Origin of the sequence: Microbacterium sp. NC79 (genome assembly GCF_019061125.1) — a bacterium.
Taxonomy (GTDB): domain Bacteria; phylum Actinomycetota; class Actinomycetes; order Actinomycetales; family Microbacteriaceae; genus Microbacterium.
In genome coordinates this window covers 1164819-1181455 of record NZ_JAHQYI010000001.1, presented here as the reverse complement: position 1 = coordinate 1181455, position 16637 = coordinate 1164819, and the positions used below count along the sequence as shown (strand labels likewise).

Here is a 16637-nt window from a genome sequence, read left to right as displayed (position 1 = left end):
CCCTGCACACACAGCGCGTGACGTTCACGCGCTCGCATCGTCTCATCGTCGACGGCGTCGACATTACGGCGCCTTCTGGTGCGGTGACGGCGCTGCTCGGCCCTAATGGTTCCGGAAAGAGTACCCTGCTGCGTCTCATCGCTGGCGCCCTGCGGCAGGACAGCGGCGAGATGGCATTGGGTGCGGAACCATTGAGTGCGATGCGTCGTCGCCAACGGGCTCAACGCATCGCACTCATTGAGCAGGAGTGGGCAGCGGCTCAGGGGCTGACTGGCCGCGATGTCGTCGCTCTTGGCCGCGTACCGCATCAGGGGTGGCTCGCGACCACCGCTGACGATGACGCCGTGATCGCCGCAAGTCTCGTCGCCGCTGGCGCGATGGAACTCGCCGACCGCGATGTGGCCACGCTCTCAGGCGGTGAGCGGCAACGGGTGAACCTCGCGCGTGCACTCGCACAACAGCCGACGCTTCTGCTGGCAGACGAGCCGACAAATCACCTCGATGTTCGCGCGCAGTGGGACACCATGCGTCTGCTCCATGAGCTGTCGCAAACAGGCACGACAATCATCGCCGCGTTGCACGATCTCAATCACGCGGCCGCGTTTGCCGACCACGTTGTCGTCCTCGCTAACGGCCAGGTCGCCGCGGCGGGAGCGGTGCGCGATGTTCTCACCGCGGAGATCATCGCGGACGTCTGGGATATTGATCTGGATATCGTCAATCGACCAGGGAGCGATCGCCCGTTACTGGTCTTTCCGGCGCTATCTTGAGCGGCGGCCGACCCGCGGCCGCACTACCATCACAGGCTGAGTGACGACGGCGTCAACGACGAGCGAACTGTCGGTCGGACCAATTACCGGGATCGGCGTTGTCAACGTCATTTCTACCGGGTCGACCTTCATATCGGCGAGCTTGCGATGCGCCACCATGTAGGCAGGTACCAGCACAACGACAGCACCGATCCACGCCATCGGGTTACTCAAAGTGACACCGAGGTAGCCGAACCAGGAGCCGAACACGAGAGCGGCGACGACGCGCATGACGAGTTCGATCATGCCGGTGATCGTCGGAATGAGCGCTTGACCCAAGCCCTGTAGCGCGCCGCGCACGACGAACAACACTCCGAGGATGGAGTACGTCGTGCCATTCACGATGAGCATCAGGTGGGCCATTTCTACGACCTCTTCTGAGCCATCGCCGACGAACAGGCGCACGAGCGGCACACCGAATGCGATCACAACGGCACCCAGCACGAGAGAGGCGATAATTGCCATCCACACCGCTTGCGTGATGCCGCGGCGAATGCGGTCGGGACGCCGCGCCCCGATGTTTTGTGCGGTGTACATCGACACGGCAAGGCCGAGCGAAGCCAGGAGCGCTGAGGCAAGACCGTCAACGCGTGCGGCCGTCGTATACGCGGCAACCGCATCCGTGCCCAGCGTGTTCAGCGCTACCTGAACGGTCAGTGTGCCGATCGCGATAATCGACGCCTGGAACCCCATGGGCAGTCCAAGGCGCAAGTGCTCGGCGAGCTCTGCGCGGGTCACGCGCCAGTCGTCTCGTTGCACGCGGAGATCAGGAACGCGGCGGCGCACGTAGTCAATACAGAGCACGACCGAAATCGCCTGCGCGATCACTGTCGCCATGGCTGCGCCGCCTACGCCCCACCCAAGCGGCCCCACCATCACAATGACGAGGCCGACATTGAGTGCGCACGCCAGTGTGAGAAAAACCAGGGGTGTGCGAGAGTCGCCAATGGCCCGGATGATCGCGGCGAGGAAGTTGAAGAACATGGTCGCTGCCCCACCGAGGAAGCTGATCTGGGTGAAAATCGTGGCTTCGGCGAGAAGCTCGGGTGGCGTCTGCAGAAGCACGAGTATTGGCTCCGCCGTCAGCGGTCCTGCCACCGAAATGATGAGGCTCACGACGGCAGTCAGGAGCGCGCCTGCGGCGACGGAACGTCGCACCGCACGGGCATCACCCGCACCGAACGCCTGGGCAGTGGGAATGGCAAAACCACTCGTCATGCCCCACGCAAAACCAAGCAGAAGGAACAGCAGAGCACCCGTCGCTCCCACGGCTGCGAGAGCGTTAACGCCGAGATAGCGGCCGACGACAACAGCATCAGCGAATTGGTACAGCTGTTGCACGATATTGCCGAGCAATAGCGGTACAGAAAACGCAAGGATGACGCGCCAAGGGCGGCCGGTCGTCAACGGAGTAGCCATGCAAAAACTCTCACGGGTGCAGCGGGTGTGAGGCGTCGAATGCGGCGCCGTCCGACATTCTATCGAATCGGTTCGATGGCTGTGAATGCGGCACAGAGTTGGAACCAGGAGAGCCAGCCGCCGAGAGCCGCTTGCCTTTTAAGCGCGCGGGTGGGCGAGCTTGTACACGGCGGCAAGGCGCTCGCTGGAGACATGCGTGTAGATCTGGGTTGTGCCCAGGCTCGCGTGGCCGAGGATCTCCTGCACTGCGCGCAAATCCGCGCCGCCATCAATGAGGTGAGTCGCCGCCGAGTGACGCAGGGTGTGCGGACCAACGTGCTCGCGACCGGTTACCGGTGCGATCTCCCGCGAGACGACCGCATACACCGCGCGTGGCGAAAGTCTTCCGCCGCGCGCCCCGAGAAATAGTGCAGAGGTTCCGCTCCCCCGCGCCACCAAGGTGGGCCGCGCGCGTGTCAGATATGCGTCAATCGCATCACGCGCTGGCAGGCCAAAAGGCACAACGCGCTCCTTCGATCCCTTGCCCAAGACGCGCACCGTGGCGCGTTCCCGATCAATACTGTCGACATCGAGGTTGCATAGCTCGGACACGCGGATACCTGCTGCATACAGCAGCTCAAGCATGGCGTGGTCACGCAAAGCGATCGCATCACCGTCGGCGGCCGCGATGCGTAAGCCAGTCAGAACGTCGTCGAGGCTCGCCGCTGTCGCGACGGCTGGCAGCGTCTTCGCCTTCTTTGGCGTGACAAGTCGCAGTGTGGGATCAGTTGCGACATGCCCATTTTCCAGCGCCCAGGCAAAAAAGGTACGCACCGTCGCTGTCCGTCTCGCAATCGTGGAGCGAGCATCGCCCCGCTGGGTGGCGCTCCAAAGCCAGTCGCGAAGGGTATCGACGTCGATCAGCGTGATGTCGTCGTCGTCGAGGTGCGCTCGCAGATCGCGCAGGTCGGCAGCGTACGCACGGGTCGTCGCAGGAGATAGTCGTCGCACCCTGGTGAGGTGCTCGTCGAACGCCTGTGCCGCATCATCGAGCCTCATGACTCTATGATGCGGCACAGGACGGGGCGCCGCGTGGCGCCAGGCCGAGGGCGCCGGTGTCAGAGCTTGCGCGCCGACACCAGCGTAAAGATGGCACCGATTGTCACGATGATGGCACCGAGCAAGACGATGAAGGGTGCAGGGCCGAGCGGAATATCCAGGTCAGCGGCATTGACGAACGCCGCAAACGCCGAGACAAACAGCAGCAGTTGACTGACAATAGCGATGACACCAGCGAGAATGTACGACCATTTCGCTGGCTTCACGATGGCCACGGCTGCCGCGACGACCGCGAGCACCGAGCAGACCAGAATGATCGGACCATCCGCGTCTGCCACCCAGTAGTTGAAGCTGAAACTCTCTCCGAATGCCGAGATACTTACTACGGGCAGGAACGTCCCGATGATTGCGATGAGCGCGCCAAGCGGAACCAGGAGGAGCATTTTTCCGAGGGCACCGAGGTGTGCGGGCAGTCCGGCCGGTAGTGCGGCACCAGACAGGCCTCGCAGCGCATCGTGGGGCAAATGACCAGCGGCCACAGCGCTTCGGTAGTCAGCCGCCGCGGGCTGGCGCCCGGTCGTCTGCTGGAACCACTGCGCCCATGCGACAGCTTGCGGATGTTGGGCAGGCTGACCTTGCGCGTACTGCGCCTGAGCGTAGCCGGGCTGCCCGTAAGAGGGTTGGCCGTAGGCAGGCTGAGGGGTCTGGGGCGTGTGCTGGCCGAACTGCTGCGGATGACCACCGAACTGCTGTGGCGGAGTCGAGACGGCTGCCTGGCCAAGGTTGAACCCGGCGGGTGCCTGCGGAACCGCGGGCACCCCGGGAGCCGCTTGAGCTTGCTGCGGTGCGGCGCTCGCGTGGATCAACTGCGCCAGTGCAGGCGAGCACGACGGGTGTTGCAAAACGACGCCACGCAGGTCGGGACGGTACTGCGCGATATGGCGCAGCGTGGCGTCATCAAGCGCAGGGTTCGCGATATCTGCGGGCGAATAGGTCGAAGGGTCCTGCAAAGACATAAGCGTCAGATTCTCCTGGGTGGGTCAGGCACCATTTCATTGGTCTCCCCACCCTAGCGGAGGACCCTCCCATCGTCTTTCTTCCCTTCGCACGATCTGGGCTGTCGTCAGCCCGTGCAGCGTGCCTGGCTGACCGACCCGAACGGGAACCTCCTTACCCGGTGTTGCTCTTGCGCCGACGCCGTCAATGACGCGCAGGCCAACGACGCGGTCGAAACTGCGACGCGGCACCGGCAGCAGCTCGGGCGGACCGTCAGCTGTGGTCTCGTGCAGTGGCGTCCCTGCCCTGCGGAACGGTGGCCAAAAGGTAGCCGCCGTCTGCAGCAATCACGGTTCCATCGAGCAAGAGCAGGCCGATTGCAGCCTGTACCTCATCGCGAGCTTGCCCCGTGCGGCGCGCGATGGTGTCGATATCCCGTACCGCGCGAACGCTGAGTGCATCAATGAGGCGATTCGTGGCGCTTCCCGCATCACCATCCGCGCCGCGCTCGCGGGTTTCGACCGGGTCTTCCCACCCCGCAAGCTCACGTACCTCTTCTGGCGTCGTGACGCACACCGCATCGAACTCACGAAGGAGCCGATGACACCCCATCGACGCGGGTGAGGTAATTGGTCCCGGAACCGCACCTAACGGGCGTCCGAGGCTCGCCGCGTGCCCGGCTGTATTGAGGGAGCCACTGCGCCACCCCGCCTCAACCACAACCGTGACGTCGGACAGCGCGGCGATCACACGGTTTCGGCTCAAAAACCGCCAACGCGAAGGCGTGACGCCCAGCGGTAGCTCGCTCACGACTGCGCCGGTACGCGCGATCTGCGCGAGCAAGTGCGCGTGCCCAGCCGGATACGGACGATCCACACCACCCGCCATGATGGCGACCGTGTGCCCGCCTGCTCCGAGCGCCGCACGATGTGCCGCGCCGTCGATTCCGTAGGCACCGCCAGAAACGACGGACGCGCCGCGTCCGGCGAGGGCATCCGCAAACTCGCTGGCAACGTGTTCGCCATAACCGGTAGCTGCGCGTGCCCCGACGAGCGCGACCGACTGTTCACTCGACAACAGTGCGGGCTCTCCCCTGACCCACAACAGGAGTGGTGCGTGAACGCCGAGTTCTGCGAGTGCGTCCGGCCACTCTTCATCGCCCGGGATCACCAATCGTGCGTTGGCTCGACGCGCGCGTTCGCGTTGATCGTGCCCATCGAGAACGGATAGGCGAGGCGCCCAGCGCACGATGGCCGCCTTCCACGTTCTGGTGGGCATCTCTGCCGGCGCAGTACCTGACCGGATGATCTCCATCGTCTGGGACGCCCCATACGTTGCCACCAAGGCGCCCATGTCGGCGTCTCCCGGCTCCGTCAAAAGGCTCAGTGCCACGCGCGCGGCGGCTTCCTGTCGTCTTTCATCCGTCATGCTGCCATTCCCTGCTTTAAGAGAAGCGCGCGACCAACATGCGCGGCGCTCAGTTTGTCGGCCCCATCAAGGTCAGCCAGAGTCCACGCCAAACGCATCGAGCGGTCATACCCGCGCAGCGTGATCTGGCCACGCTCGAGCGCACGATCGAGGGCGTCGCGTGCACCCGCGACAACGGGTTCACGTCGTAAGTAAGTTCCGGCGACTTCGGCGTTGACGCGCCAGGGTGTCTCCCGTAACCGGTGTGCAGCCCGGTCGCGAGCCTCTGCGACACGCGCACGCGCTTCACCAGTGGTCACCGTGGGAGCCAAAGTTGTGGACGTCACCCGCCGCATCGGCAACTCGATATCGATGCGGTCGCGAACGGGGCCAGATAGCCGAGATTGATATCGCCTGATGGCCTGTGGAGGGCATACGCACTCAGCGCCCCGCACCCCGTAGTTGCCGCACGGACAGGGATTCATTGCGAGCACGAGCTGACATCGTGCGGGAAATGTTGCCGTCGCCCCTGCACGATGAATCGTGATGCTCCCGGATTCCAATGGCTGGCGAAGTCCGTCGAGCACGGCGGTCGGGAACTCCGCCGCCTCATCGAGAAAGAGCACCCCGTGGGCGGCTCGTGCAATCGCCCCTGGGCGAATGATGCCGCTTCCGCCGCCAATAAGTGCGACCACGCTTGCCGTGTGGTGCGGAGCTTCAAACGGCACAATCGAGGGCAGGGTTGAAAGCGGGGCTCCGGTCAACGAACGGATACAGGCGACATCAATCGCTTGCTCATGCGTCAGTGCCGGAAGTATGCCAGGCAGACGTGACGCCAGCATGGTCTTGCCCGCACCGGGTGGCCCACTCATCACCACGTGATGCGCGCCGGCCGCAGCCACGATCAGCGCCTCCACCGCATCGCGTTGGCCAACAACGTCTTTCAAATCTCCAGGCGCCGCAACGGCGGGCTCCGGGCTTGGCGCGGCAATCGGTTCCCACAGGTGTGTTTCACATTCGACGCCGTGGGCGGCAGCGACATCGCTCAATGCGACAGCACCGACAACCTCGATTCCGGGAACAAGCAACGCTTCTTCTCGATTTCCGTAGGGGACGATGACGCGGTCGAATCCACCGTCACGCGCCGCTATGACGCAAGGCAACACTCCAGGAAGCGGACGGAGCCGACCGTCGAGGCCAAGCTCACCGATGTGCACCGTGCGCTGCAACGACTCCAACGACACCTCGTGTTCTGTAGCAATCGCTGCCATGGCAATCGCCACGTCAAAACCGGAACCGCGTTTCGGCAATGCTGCAGGTGACAGATTCACCGTGATGCGCCGCCTGGGCAGCGGCAACCCCGAGTTCGCGCACGCGTTGCTGACGCGCCGCACGGCCTCACCGAGAGCCTTGTCTGCAAGACCAATCAGATCGAACCCTGGCGTGTGCGACGAGAGGTCGGCTTCCACCTCGACGATCGCACCGGTAATACCGTTCAACGCGATTGCCCACGTACGCACGACGCTCATCGCACATCCTCCAAATGTGCCAGATCGAATCCCGTCGACTCGCCACCCGTGATACCGATGATGTCGAGCCTGACGCTGCGCCCCCGCAGGATCTCGGGGTGGGCGACGCCCCATGCCCGTGCCAGACGCCACAGACGCGAGCGTTTCCGCGCGTCAACGGCCTCGAGCGGGTCACCGAACGCCATACTCCTGCGCGTTTTCACCTCGACGACGACCACCATGTCGCCGGAGACCGTTACGACGTCGAGTTCTCCTTCTGCGCACCGCCAATTGCGGTCGACAACCACATGGTTCCGCTCGGTCAGGTATTCGACCGCGAGCTGCTCACCGCGTCTACCCAGATCATCTTTCGCTGCCATGCACCGACTCTGCGGCACATGGGCACTCCAAAGAACCGCAAACCAGTCGCGGTGGATAACGAGCGAAAATCACCCGTTGTTAGGGAAAGAACTCTACTTCTCGCCGTCCAGGGCGAGGTCGTCAGGAATCTGAATGTCGTGACGCGACAGCTCTTCGATGTTGACGTCCTTGAATGTCAGCACACGCACCGACTTCACAAACCGATCGGCACGGTAAATGTCCCACACCCACACGTCGGTCATCGTGATCTCGAAGTAGAAGTCGTTGGCAGAGTCACGCCGCACGACGTCAACGGCGTTCGCGAGATAGAAGCGACGCTCGGTCTCAATGACGTACTGAAACTGACCGACGACATCGCGGTACTCACGGTACAGCGCGAGCTCTAGTTCGCGGTCGTAGTCGTCGAAAGCATCCTCATCCATGGTTCCCCCATCCTATGCCCGGGCGGCGCGGAAGAGCGAAACCTTGTGCTTTGGTGTGGGCCTCTCCCGTTCGCCTAGAAATGGACGGTGACATCGGTCGGTTGCCGCAGCGCCTGAACGATGGGGCACGTTGCCTCGGCTTCGAGAATGAAGTCGGCGCGTGCCTGCTCCGACAGCGTGGACGACTCTAGGTCCACGTGAATGCGAATATTGTGCGGAGGCGGAGGCGTGTCTGTCTCGATGCCGAAGAAGCGCGCGTCGTTGTTATCTGCGGAGACACGAACCTCGACGCGATCGAGGCTGATGCCACGCCAGGCCGCGAGGCACAGCATGGTGTGAGTCAGACACGTCGAAATCACGCCCAGCAGGTACTCGGGTGACGATGGTCCCAAATCCCAGCCGCCAATGTCAGCCCCACCATCACCGATGAAGTGAAAGTCACGGATGCTGAGCTTTCGCACGCCCGTATTGTCATCCGCAACGCAGACGGCTTCGAGAGTCTCGTTCCAGTCAGCGGCGGTGGGGCGTGTGCGAGCGGCCGCGTGCATTGCGGCCCCTTTCTGCGCCAGGTGGTGGGCAAGTCGACTTTGATTCTGGCAGAAATTAAGTACTTATGTCATGACAAAAAATAAGTATTGGATCAGGCGTTAAGTCAAAAGCTCGTTGAATCTAACCAGAGAAGGAGGCGACTGAGTGGGCGCACGAGTGCGGAGAAGCGGAACCACCCCGAGGCTAAAAGAGCGTGTTGCCTTCAAACGCCCACGAGGCGCGGTGGTGGGGCGTGATGCCAAATTGCACGATCGCGGCACGGTGTTCAGCGCTACCGTAGCCCTTGTTCCGCTCCCACTGATACGCGGGCGCTTCGGCATGAATTTCGACCATGTAGTCATCGCGCGCGACCTTGGCCAGCACGGAGGCTGCGGCAGCAGAAGCGCAATCACGGTCACCCTTAATCACCGGAATGACCGTCATCCCCCAGCCACCGGCCGGCTGAATGTAGTCATAGTTACCGTCGAGCAAGACGACGCCATCACGCGGGTCGACGCCAGTCTCGGCGGCTAGCGCTTCCATGGCACGCAGCGCTGCGGTACCGAGCGAGCGCATGATGCCGATCTGGTCAACCTCCAGCGCGCTGGACCAGCCGAGCCCAGAGCCGCTCACCCAGTTCCGCGCCCGCTCGGCCACATCGTGGCGCTTGCTCTCGGCGATGAGCTTCGAATCGCGGAGTCCCTCAGGGATCTCGGACTCCAGGTGCGAGGAATACACGATTGATGCGCCGACGACGACTGGTCCGGCGATTGCGCCGCGACCGACTTCGTCGCACGCGATGATGAAGGGGTACTGCTCGAGCAGAGAGGCTTCGCGCTCGAGAGTTGGAACCACAGGGGTCATTCTGCGACCGGATCAGGCACACCGATGAAGGCGGTATCGCTTGCGCCGAGCCCTCCGAAGCGGTCAAACGGCCAGGTGCGCAAGAACGCACGGCCGACAACGTCGGAAAGCGGCACGAAGCCAGCCCCTGGTTCATCGAGGTGGAAACGGGAGTCTTGCGAGTTGTTCCGGTTGTCACCCAAAACCCACAGCGAGCCAGCCGGAACCACAACGTCGTATTTGTACTCGGGCCGATCGGGCCCCGGCGTCATACGTACGTAGGAAGACTCATCCAACGGTACGCCGTTCACCGACGTCTGCCCCAACTCGTTGCAGCACACCACATGGTCCCCGGGCAAGCCGATCACACGTTTGATGAGGTGCTCGGAGGAGTCCGGTGCGGAGAGCCCGACAAGAGACAGCACCCAGTCCACGCCCTCGGCAATCGGGCCGCGGTCTGGCTTGGGCACAGACACGCCCTGGAGCCACCCACCTGGATCGCGGAAGACAACAACGTCACCGCGGTCGTATCCGGTGAAACGCGGCGTGAGTTCATCAACCAGAATGCGGTCTTGCACCTGCAGCGTGTTCTCCATCGAACCTGACGGAATGTAGAACGACCGCACGACGAAGGTCTTCACCAAAAATGACACCAAAAGCGCCACCAGGATGATGACGACGAGGTCGCGAAAGAAAACTCCCCAACCGCCCTTCCGCTTCGTTGAGGTGCGGTGGCGTCGAGCATCGCGGCGCGACATATGCGCGTCAGCAAACTCGCTTGTCATGGTGTCCTATCGGGTGGGGCTTCTGCAGACAGACCGTATCTGACAGCCTGACACATCCTGACTGGGAAAAAGAAAACCCCACGGAGTGTTCCGCGGGGTTTCCTCAAAGAGGCGCTTAGTTGGAGCGCTTCTCCTTGATCTTTGCCTTCTTACCGCGCAGTTCGCGCAGGTAGTACAGCTTGGCGCGACGAACGTCACCGCGGGTAACAACCTCGATGCGCTCGATAACCGGCGAGTGCACCGGGAAGGTACGCTCGACGCCAACCTGGAAGCTGATCTTGCGGACGCAGAACGTCTCGCGGATGCCGTCACCCGAGCGGCCAAGGACAATACCCTGGAAGATCTGAACGCGCGAGCGCGAACCTTCCGTGATGTTGACGTGAACCTTTACGGTGTCACCGGGGAAGAACTCGGGAATGTCCGAGCGAAGCGATGCCGAGTCAACGGCGTCAAGGATCTGCATGATAGATCACATTCTGCAGTCGCGTCAGGTCTCCTGCATAAGGGGTTTTCATTTACGTTCTCGTGCACCTTACGGCCGGCTACTCCCCTGAGGCAGAGCACCTGCGTGGGCACGTCGAAACGTGCATGGTCACGGCACAGCTCTTTATTCTGCCACGTATCAGCGGCCAAGTGAAATTAGGGTTCGCGCTTTTCGGTGACGATGAAGACGCCGTCAACGGAACCAGTGGCTGGGGCAGGTTTGGGAGCGGCTGAACGGGTGCCGGGGAAGATGCCGTCGATCGGGGTCTCGTACCGTGCGCCGGTGGCTTCTTGCCAGAGCTGCCACATGCTCGACACGAAGACGCCGATGCCCGCGATGATCGAGAGGGTCAGGAACAGCGGGAACCATTCGGAGTACAGGCCAACCAGAATCGTGAGCACATGCCACGTGCCGAATGCCGCGATATCAAGAGTTGAGACGGCACGGTTGCGCCGCACAGAGGGCCGTGAGCGCACCATCAGGGTGAAGATCAACTGACCGACGAACACTGCTGGCATTGCCAGGAACAGTAGCCACAGGATCGCCCACACATTGGCCTGGAAAACCATATAGCCGACGAGGAGCCACAGCGGCAACACGAAGGCCGCCGGGAGGAGCCACCGGTAGAACGCGCGACGAAGTGCCATAGCCAGATCGTACGCCGGTCTTAGTGGTGATAGGGCCCAGTCATGGGTAACCGTCATCGACTACTCAGTTTCCGCGAGAGAATAGAAGCATGATCGAATTGCGCACGCCAGCCGAGATTGAGCAGATGCGCCCCGCGGGGCGTTTCGTAGCCGAGGTTCTTGCGACCCTCCGAGACGAAACGAAGGTCGGCACGAACCTCCTCAGCATCGACAAGCGTGCACACGACATGATCCGCAAGGCCGGCGCTGAATCTTGCTACATCGACTACCACCCGTCGTTTGGTGCGAGCCCCTTCGCTAAGGTCATCTGCACCTCGATCAACGATGCCGTTCTGCACGGACTCCCCCACGACTACGTCCTCCGCGATGGCGACCTGGTGAGCCTGGACTTCGCCGTCGCCGTTGATGGCTGGGTTGCAGACTCTGCGATCTCTTTCATCGTTGGTACGCCGCGCGAAGAAGACCTGAAGCTGATCGACACCACGCAGCGCGCACTCGCCGCCGCGATCGAGGCGTCCCAGACGACGAACCGCATCGGTGACATCTCGGCTGCCATCGGCGAAATCGCACACGCCGAGGGCCTGAGCGTCAACACCGACTTCGGTGGCCACGGTGTCGGCCGCACGATGCACGGCGACCCGCACGTCGCTAACAAGGGCAAGGCTGGTCGCGGCTACCCGCTGCGCGCTGGCCTCGTGCTCGCGCTCGAGCCGTGGTTCTTGCAGACCACCGATGAGATCTACACCGACCAGGATGGCTGGACGCTGCGCTCAGCCGATGGCTCGCGTGGTGCGCACTGCGAGCACACCGTCGCGATGACGGACGACGGCCCGATCGTGCTCACCGACCGTTCCTTCTTGGGCGTCGACTAAGACAAAAACGAAAGCGGAACCATGCGCTGGCAGCAGCTGCGTGGTTCCGCTTTTCGTATCTCCTCGAGGAGAAGAAGCGTTTAGTCGCTCAACAGGTCGGGGCGACGCTGACGTGTGCGCTCGACCTGCTGCTCGTGGCGCCACGTTGCGATGGCACCGTGGTTGCCGCTCAGCAGAATCGGCGGAACCTCGCGGTCGCGCCACACGGACGGCTTCGTGTACGACGGGTACTCAAGCAGACCATCTTCGTGCGACTCTTCGACCAGGCTGGCGGGGTTGCCGACAACACCGGGAATGAGGCGCCCGATTGCTTCAATCATGGCCATCGACGCGACCTCGCCGCCATTGAGCACATAGTCGCCAAGGCTCATCAGGCGCACGGAGCCGAGTTCGGCAGCGTAGTTAAAGACGCGCTCATCGATGCCCTCATAGCGGCCGCAGCCGAATACGAGGTGCTCATCGGTCGCGAGCTCCCTGGCCTTGGCCTGGGTGAAAACCTCGCCAGCGGGTGACGGGAAGATGAAGGTCGGCCGCACCTGAGAATCCGCGACGATCGCATCGAGCGCTTCGCCCCATGGTTCCGGCTTCATCACCATGCCTGCACCTCCGCCATACGGAGTGTCGTCGACCGTGCGATGCCGGTCGTACGTCCAGTCACGAAGGTCATGCACGCGCACGTCAATAATGCCTGCGGCACGCGCCTTGCCCAAAAGCGAGACGTCAAGAACGTCAAAGAACGACGGGAAGATCGAAACGACGTCGATCCGCATGATTAGTCCTCTGCGTGCGCTTCGGCGGCGTTGTCGCTCGCGCCCTCGGACGCTGCGTCGTCACCGATGTCTTCGAACAGGCCTGCAGGCGGCGTCACCGTGACGCGCCCCTCGGCGATGTTCACCTCAGGAACGATGGCCGTCACGAACGGAACCATCACCTCGCGGTCTTGGACCTTCACGATGAGGAGGTCTTGCGCTGGCATGTGCTCGAGGCGGGCAACGCGGCCGATGACGGCACCATCGCGCACGACGTCGAGTCCGACGAGCTGGTGGTCATACCAGGCGTCGTCTTCCTGCTCGTCTTGCGAGTCATCCATCCACAGGATGGCACGAACGAGTTCGTCCGCAGAATTACGGTCTTCGACCCCGTCAAGGAAGAGGACGGCATGCGAGTTCATCCAACGGAACTCGCGGACGGTGACGGTCTTGCCGTGCCACGGCGAAGACTCAGGCACCTGAAGAGTAAAGACAGCACCCGGAACGAAACGCGCATCAGGGTTGTCTGTGTAGAGCTCCAGCTTGAAAGCGCCCTTCAGGCCATGTGCCTTAACAAGGCGGCCGACGCGAAGCTGGTTTTTCTGACCCTCAGACATCAGTCGTCTGCAACGTCGACGCGAACGCGACGGTTGTCGGCCAGAGCGGAAATGAGCGTCCGTAACGCTTTCGCGGTACGGCCGCCGCGCCCGATTACGCGGCCCCGGTCGTCAGGGTGCACATGCACCTCGAGGAGGTCTCCTCGTGACGACGTTGAGGCGTTGATACGCACCTCATCTGGGTGATCAACGATCCCCTTGACGATGTGCTCGAGCGCGGCAGCCAGCACGACGATTACTCGGCGTCTGCTGCGGCCTCGGGGGCCTCTACAGCGTCAGCGTCAGCGGCGGGAGCGTCCTCAGCAGGAGCTTCAGCCTTCTTTTCAGCCTTGGGCTTGATGACAGACTTCTTCTCAGCCGGAGCCTCGAAAGCAGCCTTCTCGCCAGCAACCTGAACGGTCGACTTAGCGTCCTTGTCGCCCTTGAACTTGCCCCAGTCGCCCGTGAGCTTCAGGAGCACGAGGACCTGCTCGGTCGGCTGAGCGCCGACAGAGAGCCAGTACTGCGCACGCTCCGAGTTGACCTCGATGAACGAAGGCTGCTCGGTCGGGTGGTACTTGCCGATTTCTTCGATGACGCGGCCATCGCGCTTGGTGCGCGAGTCAGCGACAACGATGCGGTAGTAAGGCGCACGGATCTTGCCCATGCGCTTGAGACGAATCTTGACAGACACGATTCTCCAGAGATGTGTTTGAGGAAGACGAACTGATCGCCCGGAGCGTGGGGTGCACACCCGGCGGAAGCTCTATGGTGGATCGCCGCCCTGGATAGAGGGTCGAGAGCGTGATCCAAGGTTCTATTCTGCCAGACTCCAGCGGGAGTTTCGACCAGCGACGCCCGCAGGGCCCGGCCGTGTCGCACTTTCCGCAGGAACGAGAGCAGATTAGTTCTTGCCGAGAAGTTTCTGAATCTCGGCGAGATCTGCTTCGCTAGGCATCTTGCCCGCGCCGCCAAGCCCGAAACCGGAGCCGGTCGGTTGCGTGTCGCCCTGTGCCAGGCCAGCTGCTTCTGCCGCGCGCTTTGCCGGGTTTCCGGAACGGGGTGCCTGCTTCTTGGCGCCCTTCTTACCACGCTTGGCAGAAGCTCCAGGGCGTGCACCGGGCACGGGGCCCATACCGGGGATGTTCGGCATGCCACCGCGGGCAACCGTTTTCATCATCTTCGCGGCCTGCTCGAAGCGCTGCACGAGCGCATTCACGTCGGTAACGGTCGAGCCCGAACCCTTGGCAATGCGCAGACGCCTGGAACCATTGAGCAACTTGGGCGTGCGACGTTCAGCAGGCGTCATGGAGCGGATGATCGCCTCAGTGCGGTCAATCTCGCGCTCGTCGAAGTCTTCAAGCTGCTGCTTCATGTTTCCCATGCCGGGAAGCATTCCCAGCATCTTCTTCATGGAGCCCATCTTCTTGAACTGCTGCATCTGCTCAAGGAAGTCTTCAAGGGTGAACTGGTCGGTCGCGAGCTTTTCCGCGACCTTGAGCGCTTCTTCCTCGTCGAACGCCTGCTGTGCCTGTTCGATCAGGGTGAGAATGTCACCGAGGTCGAGGATGCGGCTCGCCATGCGGTCGGGGTGGAAAGCTTCGAGGTCGTCAAGGCCCTCACCCGTGGACGCAAAGATGATCGGGCGGCCAGTGACACTTGCCACCGACAGCGCGGCACCACCGCGGGCGTCACCATCAAGCTTCGACAACACGACACCCGTGAAGTCAACGCCCTCCTGGAAGGCCTTTGCCGTATTGACCGCGTCTTGACCGATCATCGCGTCAATGACGAAGAGCACCTCATCTGGCTGCACTTCTTTGCGGATGTCAGCGGCCTGCTTCATCAACTCAGCGTCCACACCGAGTCGACCGGCGGTGTCCACGATGACGATGTCGTGCTGGTGACGCTTGGCGTATTCGATACCGTCGCGCGAAACCTTCACGGGATTACCCACGCCATTGCCTGGTTCCGGAGCAAAAATTGCCGCACCGGCACGCTCAGCGACAACCGTCAGCTGACCGACGGCGTTCGGACGCTGCAGGTCGGCGGCGATCAGCAACGGCGTGTGGCCGTCCTTCGCCAGCATCTTGGCAAGCTTTCCGGCGAACGTCGTCTTACCGGAACCCTGCAGGCCGGCCAGCATGATGACTGTGGGCGGGGTCTTCGCAAACTCCAGGCGCCGCTGCTGGCCGCCGAGGATGCCAATCAGCTCCTCGTTGACAATCTGCACGACCTGCTGTGCAGGGTTGAGAGCGCGGTTGACTTCGTCGCCGAGCGCACGCTCGCGAATTTTCGCGGTGAACTCTTTCACGACCTCAAGCGCGACGTCAGCGTCGAGCAGGGCGCGACGAATCTCGCGAACGGTTCCGTCAACGTCAGCGGGCGTGAGCTTGCCCTTGGTGCGGAGGTTACGGAAAGTCTCGGTGAGACGCTCAGACAGCGTGCCAAATGTAGCCATGATGATCCGAGTTTACGCGAGATCGAGTCGACTCCGCTGACACGGCACCGCGCGGCTATGCAGCGAGCGCCTCAACGGCGGCGACAGCCTCAGCGAGACGGTCGCTCAACAGCGCGCGGCCGGAGCCGTCAAGCGCCCACCTGTGGGTGGCAGCGAGCATTCCCCCGGCATACGCAGCGCCCAGGATCGCCGCCTGAAGTTCGGTGTGGTTAGCACGAGCAAGTCGCATCGACATGGCCGTTGCGATGCGAACCATGCGCAAAGATCCTTCGCGCTCGAGGTCAGCCTCCGCATCCATCGCGGTCGCATTGGACATCACGAGCGCGAGCGCATCAGGGGCGAAACCATCGGCGAAAGCGAGAATGGCCTCACGAATATCCGACGAAGCATCTCCCCCGCCGCTCATTGACAGCGTGGACACCAGGCGCTCGACACGCTCGTCAAAACCTGACCAGATGACATCGCTCTTCGCCGCGAAGTAGTTGAAAAAGCTACTGCGACTCACACCCGCACGGGCTGTAATGTCACTCACGCTCGTGGCGTCGTACCCCTTTTCGAGAAACAGCTCGCACGCAGCCTCGGAGAGCGTTTCTCTCGATGACGCCTTCGGGCGCCCCTGCTTGCTCAGTGGTTCCATAACCCCAGATTATTGCGCACGCCATCTCGAAGCACACACGAAGCGACCCACTGTG

At 62.5% G+C, this 16637-nt stretch carries 20 protein-coding genes; 2 read left to right on the top strand and 18 right to left on the bottom strand.

Annotated features, from left to right (window positions below):
- Nucleotides 1-17 precede the first annotated feature (17 nt).
- Complete coding sequence (locus KTJ77_RS05250; RefSeq protein ID WP_367948837.1) at nucleotides 18-770, top strand: ABC transporter ATP-binding protein; 753 nt, start codon at nucleotides 18-20, stop codon at nucleotides 768-770.
- On the opposite strand, the gene KTJ77_RS05245 is transcribed toward KTJ77_RS05250, so the two are convergent.
- The 12 genes from KTJ77_RS05245 to KTJ77_RS05190 all read right to left on the bottom strand — a co-directional run bounded on the left by KTJ77_RS05245 (nucleotide 762) and on the right by KTJ77_RS05190 (nucleotide 11267).
- Nucleotides 762-2228, bottom strand: a complete 1467-nt coding sequence (locus KTJ77_RS05245; RefSeq protein WP_217337415.1) for an MATE family efflux transporter — start codon at nucleotides 2226-2228, stop codon at nucleotides 762-764. The genes KTJ77_RS05250 and KTJ77_RS05245 overlap by 9 nt on opposite strands.
- Before the next feature lie 138 nt (nucleotides 2229-2366).
- Nucleotides 2367-3266: a tyrosine recombinase gene (locus KTJ77_RS05240; RefSeq protein WP_217337414.1), complete on the bottom strand. Its 900-nt coding sequence runs from the start codon at nucleotides 3264-3266 to the stop codon at nucleotides 2367-2369.
- Between the two features lie 59 nt (nucleotides 3267-3325).
- On the bottom strand, nucleotides 3326-4282 hold the full coding sequence (locus tag KTJ77_RS05235; protein ID WP_217337413.1) for a hypothetical protein: 957 nt from the start codon (nucleotides 4280-4282) through the stop codon (nucleotides 3326-3328).
- A gap of 253 nt (nucleotides 4283-4535) precedes the next feature.
- Nucleotides 4536-5690 carry a DNA-processing protein DprA gene (dprA, locus tag KTJ77_RS05230; protein ID WP_217337412.1) on the bottom strand — a complete coding sequence of 385 codons (1155 nt, stop codon included), beginning with the start codon at nucleotides 5688-5690 and terminating at the stop codon, nucleotides 4536-4538.
- Complete coding sequence (locus KTJ77_RS05225) at nucleotides 5687-7198, bottom strand: YifB family Mg chelatase-like AAA ATPase (protein WP_217337411.1); 1512 nt, start codon at nucleotides 7196-7198, stop codon at nucleotides 5687-5689. The genes dprA and KTJ77_RS05225 overlap by 4 nt, the downstream gene beginning before the upstream one ends.
- Nucleotides 7195-7557: a YraN family protein gene (locus tag KTJ77_RS05220; RefSeq protein WP_217337410.1), complete on the bottom strand. Its 363-nt coding sequence runs from the start codon at nucleotides 7555-7557 to the stop codon at nucleotides 7195-7197. Before KTJ77_RS05220 ends, KTJ77_RS05225 begins: the two co-directional genes overlap by 4 nt.
- A gap of 93 nt (nucleotides 7558-7650) precedes the next feature.
- Nucleotides 7651-7980 (bottom strand): DUF2469 domain-containing protein, encoded by a 330-nt coding sequence (locus KTJ77_RS05215; RefSeq protein ID WP_217337409.1) that lies wholly within the window; start codon nucleotides 7978-7980, stop codon nucleotides 7651-7653.
- A gap of 74 nt (nucleotides 7981-8054) precedes the next feature.
- Complete coding sequence (locus tag KTJ77_RS05210) at nucleotides 8055-8528, bottom strand: OsmC family protein (RefSeq protein ID WP_217337408.1); 474 nt, start codon at nucleotides 8526-8528, stop codon at nucleotides 8055-8057.
- Nucleotides 8529-8712: 184 nt separating this feature from the next.
- Nucleotides 8713-9372, bottom strand: coding sequence for a ribonuclease HII (locus KTJ77_RS05205; RefSeq protein ID WP_217337407.1), 660 nt, complete (start codon nucleotides 9370-9372; stop codon nucleotides 8713-8715).
- Nucleotides 9369-10136: a signal peptidase I gene (lepB, locus tag KTJ77_RS05200; RefSeq protein ID WP_217337406.1), complete on the bottom strand. Its 768-nt coding sequence runs from the start codon at nucleotides 10134-10136 to the stop codon at nucleotides 9369-9371. The genes KTJ77_RS05205 and lepB overlap by 4 nt, the downstream gene beginning before the upstream one ends.
- Nucleotides 10137-10251: 115 nt before the next feature.
- A complete protein-coding gene (rplS, locus tag KTJ77_RS05195) occupies nucleotides 10252-10599 on the bottom strand; it encodes a 50S ribosomal protein L19 (RefSeq protein ID WP_217337405.1) in 348 nt (115 codons plus the stop codon).
- A 176-nt stretch (nucleotides 10600-10775) separates the two neighbouring features.
- Nucleotides 10776-11267, bottom strand: a complete 492-nt coding sequence (locus tag KTJ77_RS05190; RefSeq protein WP_254367368.1) for an MFS transporter permease — start codon at nucleotides 11265-11267, stop codon at nucleotides 10776-10778.
- An 89-nt stretch (nucleotides 11268-11356) separates the two neighbouring features.
- Here KTJ77_RS05190 and map point away from each other — a divergent pair, with 89 nt between their 5' ends.
- Complete coding sequence (map, locus tag KTJ77_RS05185; protein WP_217337403.1) at nucleotides 11357-12139, top strand: type I methionyl aminopeptidase; 783 nt, start codon at nucleotides 11357-11359, stop codon at nucleotides 12137-12139.
- 80 nt (nucleotides 12140-12219) lie between these two features.
- Here map and trmD read toward each other — a convergent pair whose 3' ends face one another.
- The 6 genes from trmD to KTJ77_RS05155 all read right to left on the bottom strand — a co-directional run bounded on the left by trmD (nucleotide 12220) and on the right by KTJ77_RS05155 (nucleotide 16582).
- The gene (gene trmD, locus KTJ77_RS05180) at nucleotides 12220-12909 is read right to left on the bottom strand and encodes a tRNA (guanosine(37)-N1)-methyltransferase TrmD (protein ID WP_217337402.1); all 690 of its coding nucleotides are present in this window, start codon (nucleotides 12907-12909) and stop codon (nucleotides 12220-12222) included.
- Nucleotides 12910-12911: 2 nt separating this feature from the next.
- Complete coding sequence (rimM, locus tag KTJ77_RS05175; protein WP_217337401.1) at nucleotides 12912-13505, bottom strand: ribosome maturation factor RimM; 594 nt, start codon at nucleotides 13503-13505, stop codon at nucleotides 12912-12914.
- Nucleotides 13505-13735 (bottom strand): RNA-binding protein, encoded by a 231-nt coding sequence (locus KTJ77_RS05170; protein WP_217337400.1) that lies wholly within the window; start codon nucleotides 13733-13735, stop codon nucleotides 13505-13507. The genes rimM and KTJ77_RS05170 overlap by 1 nt, the downstream gene beginning before the upstream one ends.
- A 5-nt stretch (nucleotides 13736-13740) precedes the next feature.
- On the bottom strand, nucleotides 13741-14178 hold the full coding sequence (gene rpsP, locus KTJ77_RS05165; RefSeq protein ID WP_217337399.1) for a 30S ribosomal protein S16: 438 nt from the start codon (nucleotides 14176-14178) through the stop codon (nucleotides 13741-13743).
- Between the two features lie 210 nt (nucleotides 14179-14388).
- Nucleotides 14389-15945, bottom strand: a complete 1557-nt coding sequence (gene ffh / locus KTJ77_RS05160) for a signal recognition particle protein (protein ID WP_217337398.1) — start codon at nucleotides 15943-15945, stop codon at nucleotides 14389-14391.
- A gap of 55 nt (nucleotides 15946-16000) precedes the next feature.
- Nucleotides 16001-16582: a TetR/AcrR family transcriptional regulator gene (locus tag KTJ77_RS05155; RefSeq protein WP_217337397.1), complete on the bottom strand. Its 582-nt coding sequence runs from the start codon at nucleotides 16580-16582 to the stop codon at nucleotides 16001-16003.
- Between the last annotated feature and the right edge of the window lie 55 nt (nucleotides 16583-16637).

Bases quoted from the DNA above. Each gene is read 5' to 3' on its own strand.
- KTJ77_RS05245 (WP_217337415.1), bottom strand. From the start codon at position 2,228: ATGGCTACTCCGTTGACGACCGGCCGCCCTTGGCGCGTCATCCTTGCG.
- KTJ77_RS05240 (WP_217337414.1), bottom strand. From the start codon at position 3,266: ATGAGGCTCGATGATGCGGCACAGGCGTTCGACGAGCACCTCACCAGG.
- KTJ77_RS05235 (WP_217337413.1), bottom strand. From the start codon at position 4,282: ATGTCTTTGCAGGACCCTTCGACCTATTCGCCCGCAGATATCGCGAAC.
- dprA (WP_217337412.1), bottom strand. From the start codon at position 5,690: ATGACGGATGAAAGACGACAGGAAGCCGCCGCGCGCGTGGCACTGAGC.
- KTJ77_RS05225 (WP_217337411.1), bottom strand. From the start codon at position 7,198: ATGAGCGTCGTGCGTACGTGGGCAATCGCGTTGAACGGTATTACCGGT.
- KTJ77_RS05220 (WP_217337410.1), bottom strand. From the start codon at position 7,557: ATGGCAGCGAAAGATGATCTGGGTAGACGCGGTGAGCAGCTCGCGGTC.
- KTJ77_RS05215 (WP_217337409.1), bottom strand. From the start codon at position 7,980: ATGGATGAGGATGCTTTCGACGACTACGACCGCGAACTAGAGCTCGCG.
- KTJ77_RS05210 (WP_217337408.1), bottom strand. From the start codon at position 8,528: ATGCACGCGGCCGCTCGCACACGCCCCACCGCCGCTGACTGGAACGAG.
- KTJ77_RS05205 (WP_217337407.1), bottom strand. From the start codon at position 9,372: ATGACCCCTGTGGTTCCAACTCTCGAGCGCGAAGCCTCTCTGCTCGAG.
- lepB (WP_217337406.1), bottom strand. From the start codon at position 10,136: ATGACAAGCGAGTTTGCTGACGCGCATATGTCGCGCCGCGATGCTCGA.
- rplS (WP_217337405.1), bottom strand. From the start codon at position 10,599: ATGCAGATCCTTGACGCCGTTGACTCGGCATCGCTTCGCTCGGACATT.
- KTJ77_RS05190 (WP_254367368.1), bottom strand. From the start codon at position 11,267: ATGGCACTTCGTCGCGCGTTCTACCGGTGGCTCCTCCCGGCGGCCTTC.
- map (WP_217337403.1), top strand. From the start codon at position 11,357: ATGATCGAATTGCGCACGCCAGCCGAGATTGAGCAGATGCGCCCCGCG.
- trmD (WP_217337402.1), bottom strand. From the start codon at position 12,909: ATGCGGATCGACGTCGTTTCGATCTTCCCGTCGTTCTTTGACGTTCTT.
- rimM (WP_217337401.1), bottom strand. From the start codon at position 13,505: ATGTCTGAGGGTCAGAAAAACCAGCTTCGCGTCGGCCGCCTTGTTAAG.
- ffh (WP_217337398.1), bottom strand. From the start codon at position 15,945: ATGGCTACATTTGGCACGCTGTCTGAGCGTCTCACCGAGACTTTCCGT.
- KTJ77_RS05155 (WP_217337397.1), bottom strand. From the start codon at position 16,582: ATGGAACCACTGAGCAAGCAGGGGCGCCCGAAGGCGTCATCGAGAGAA.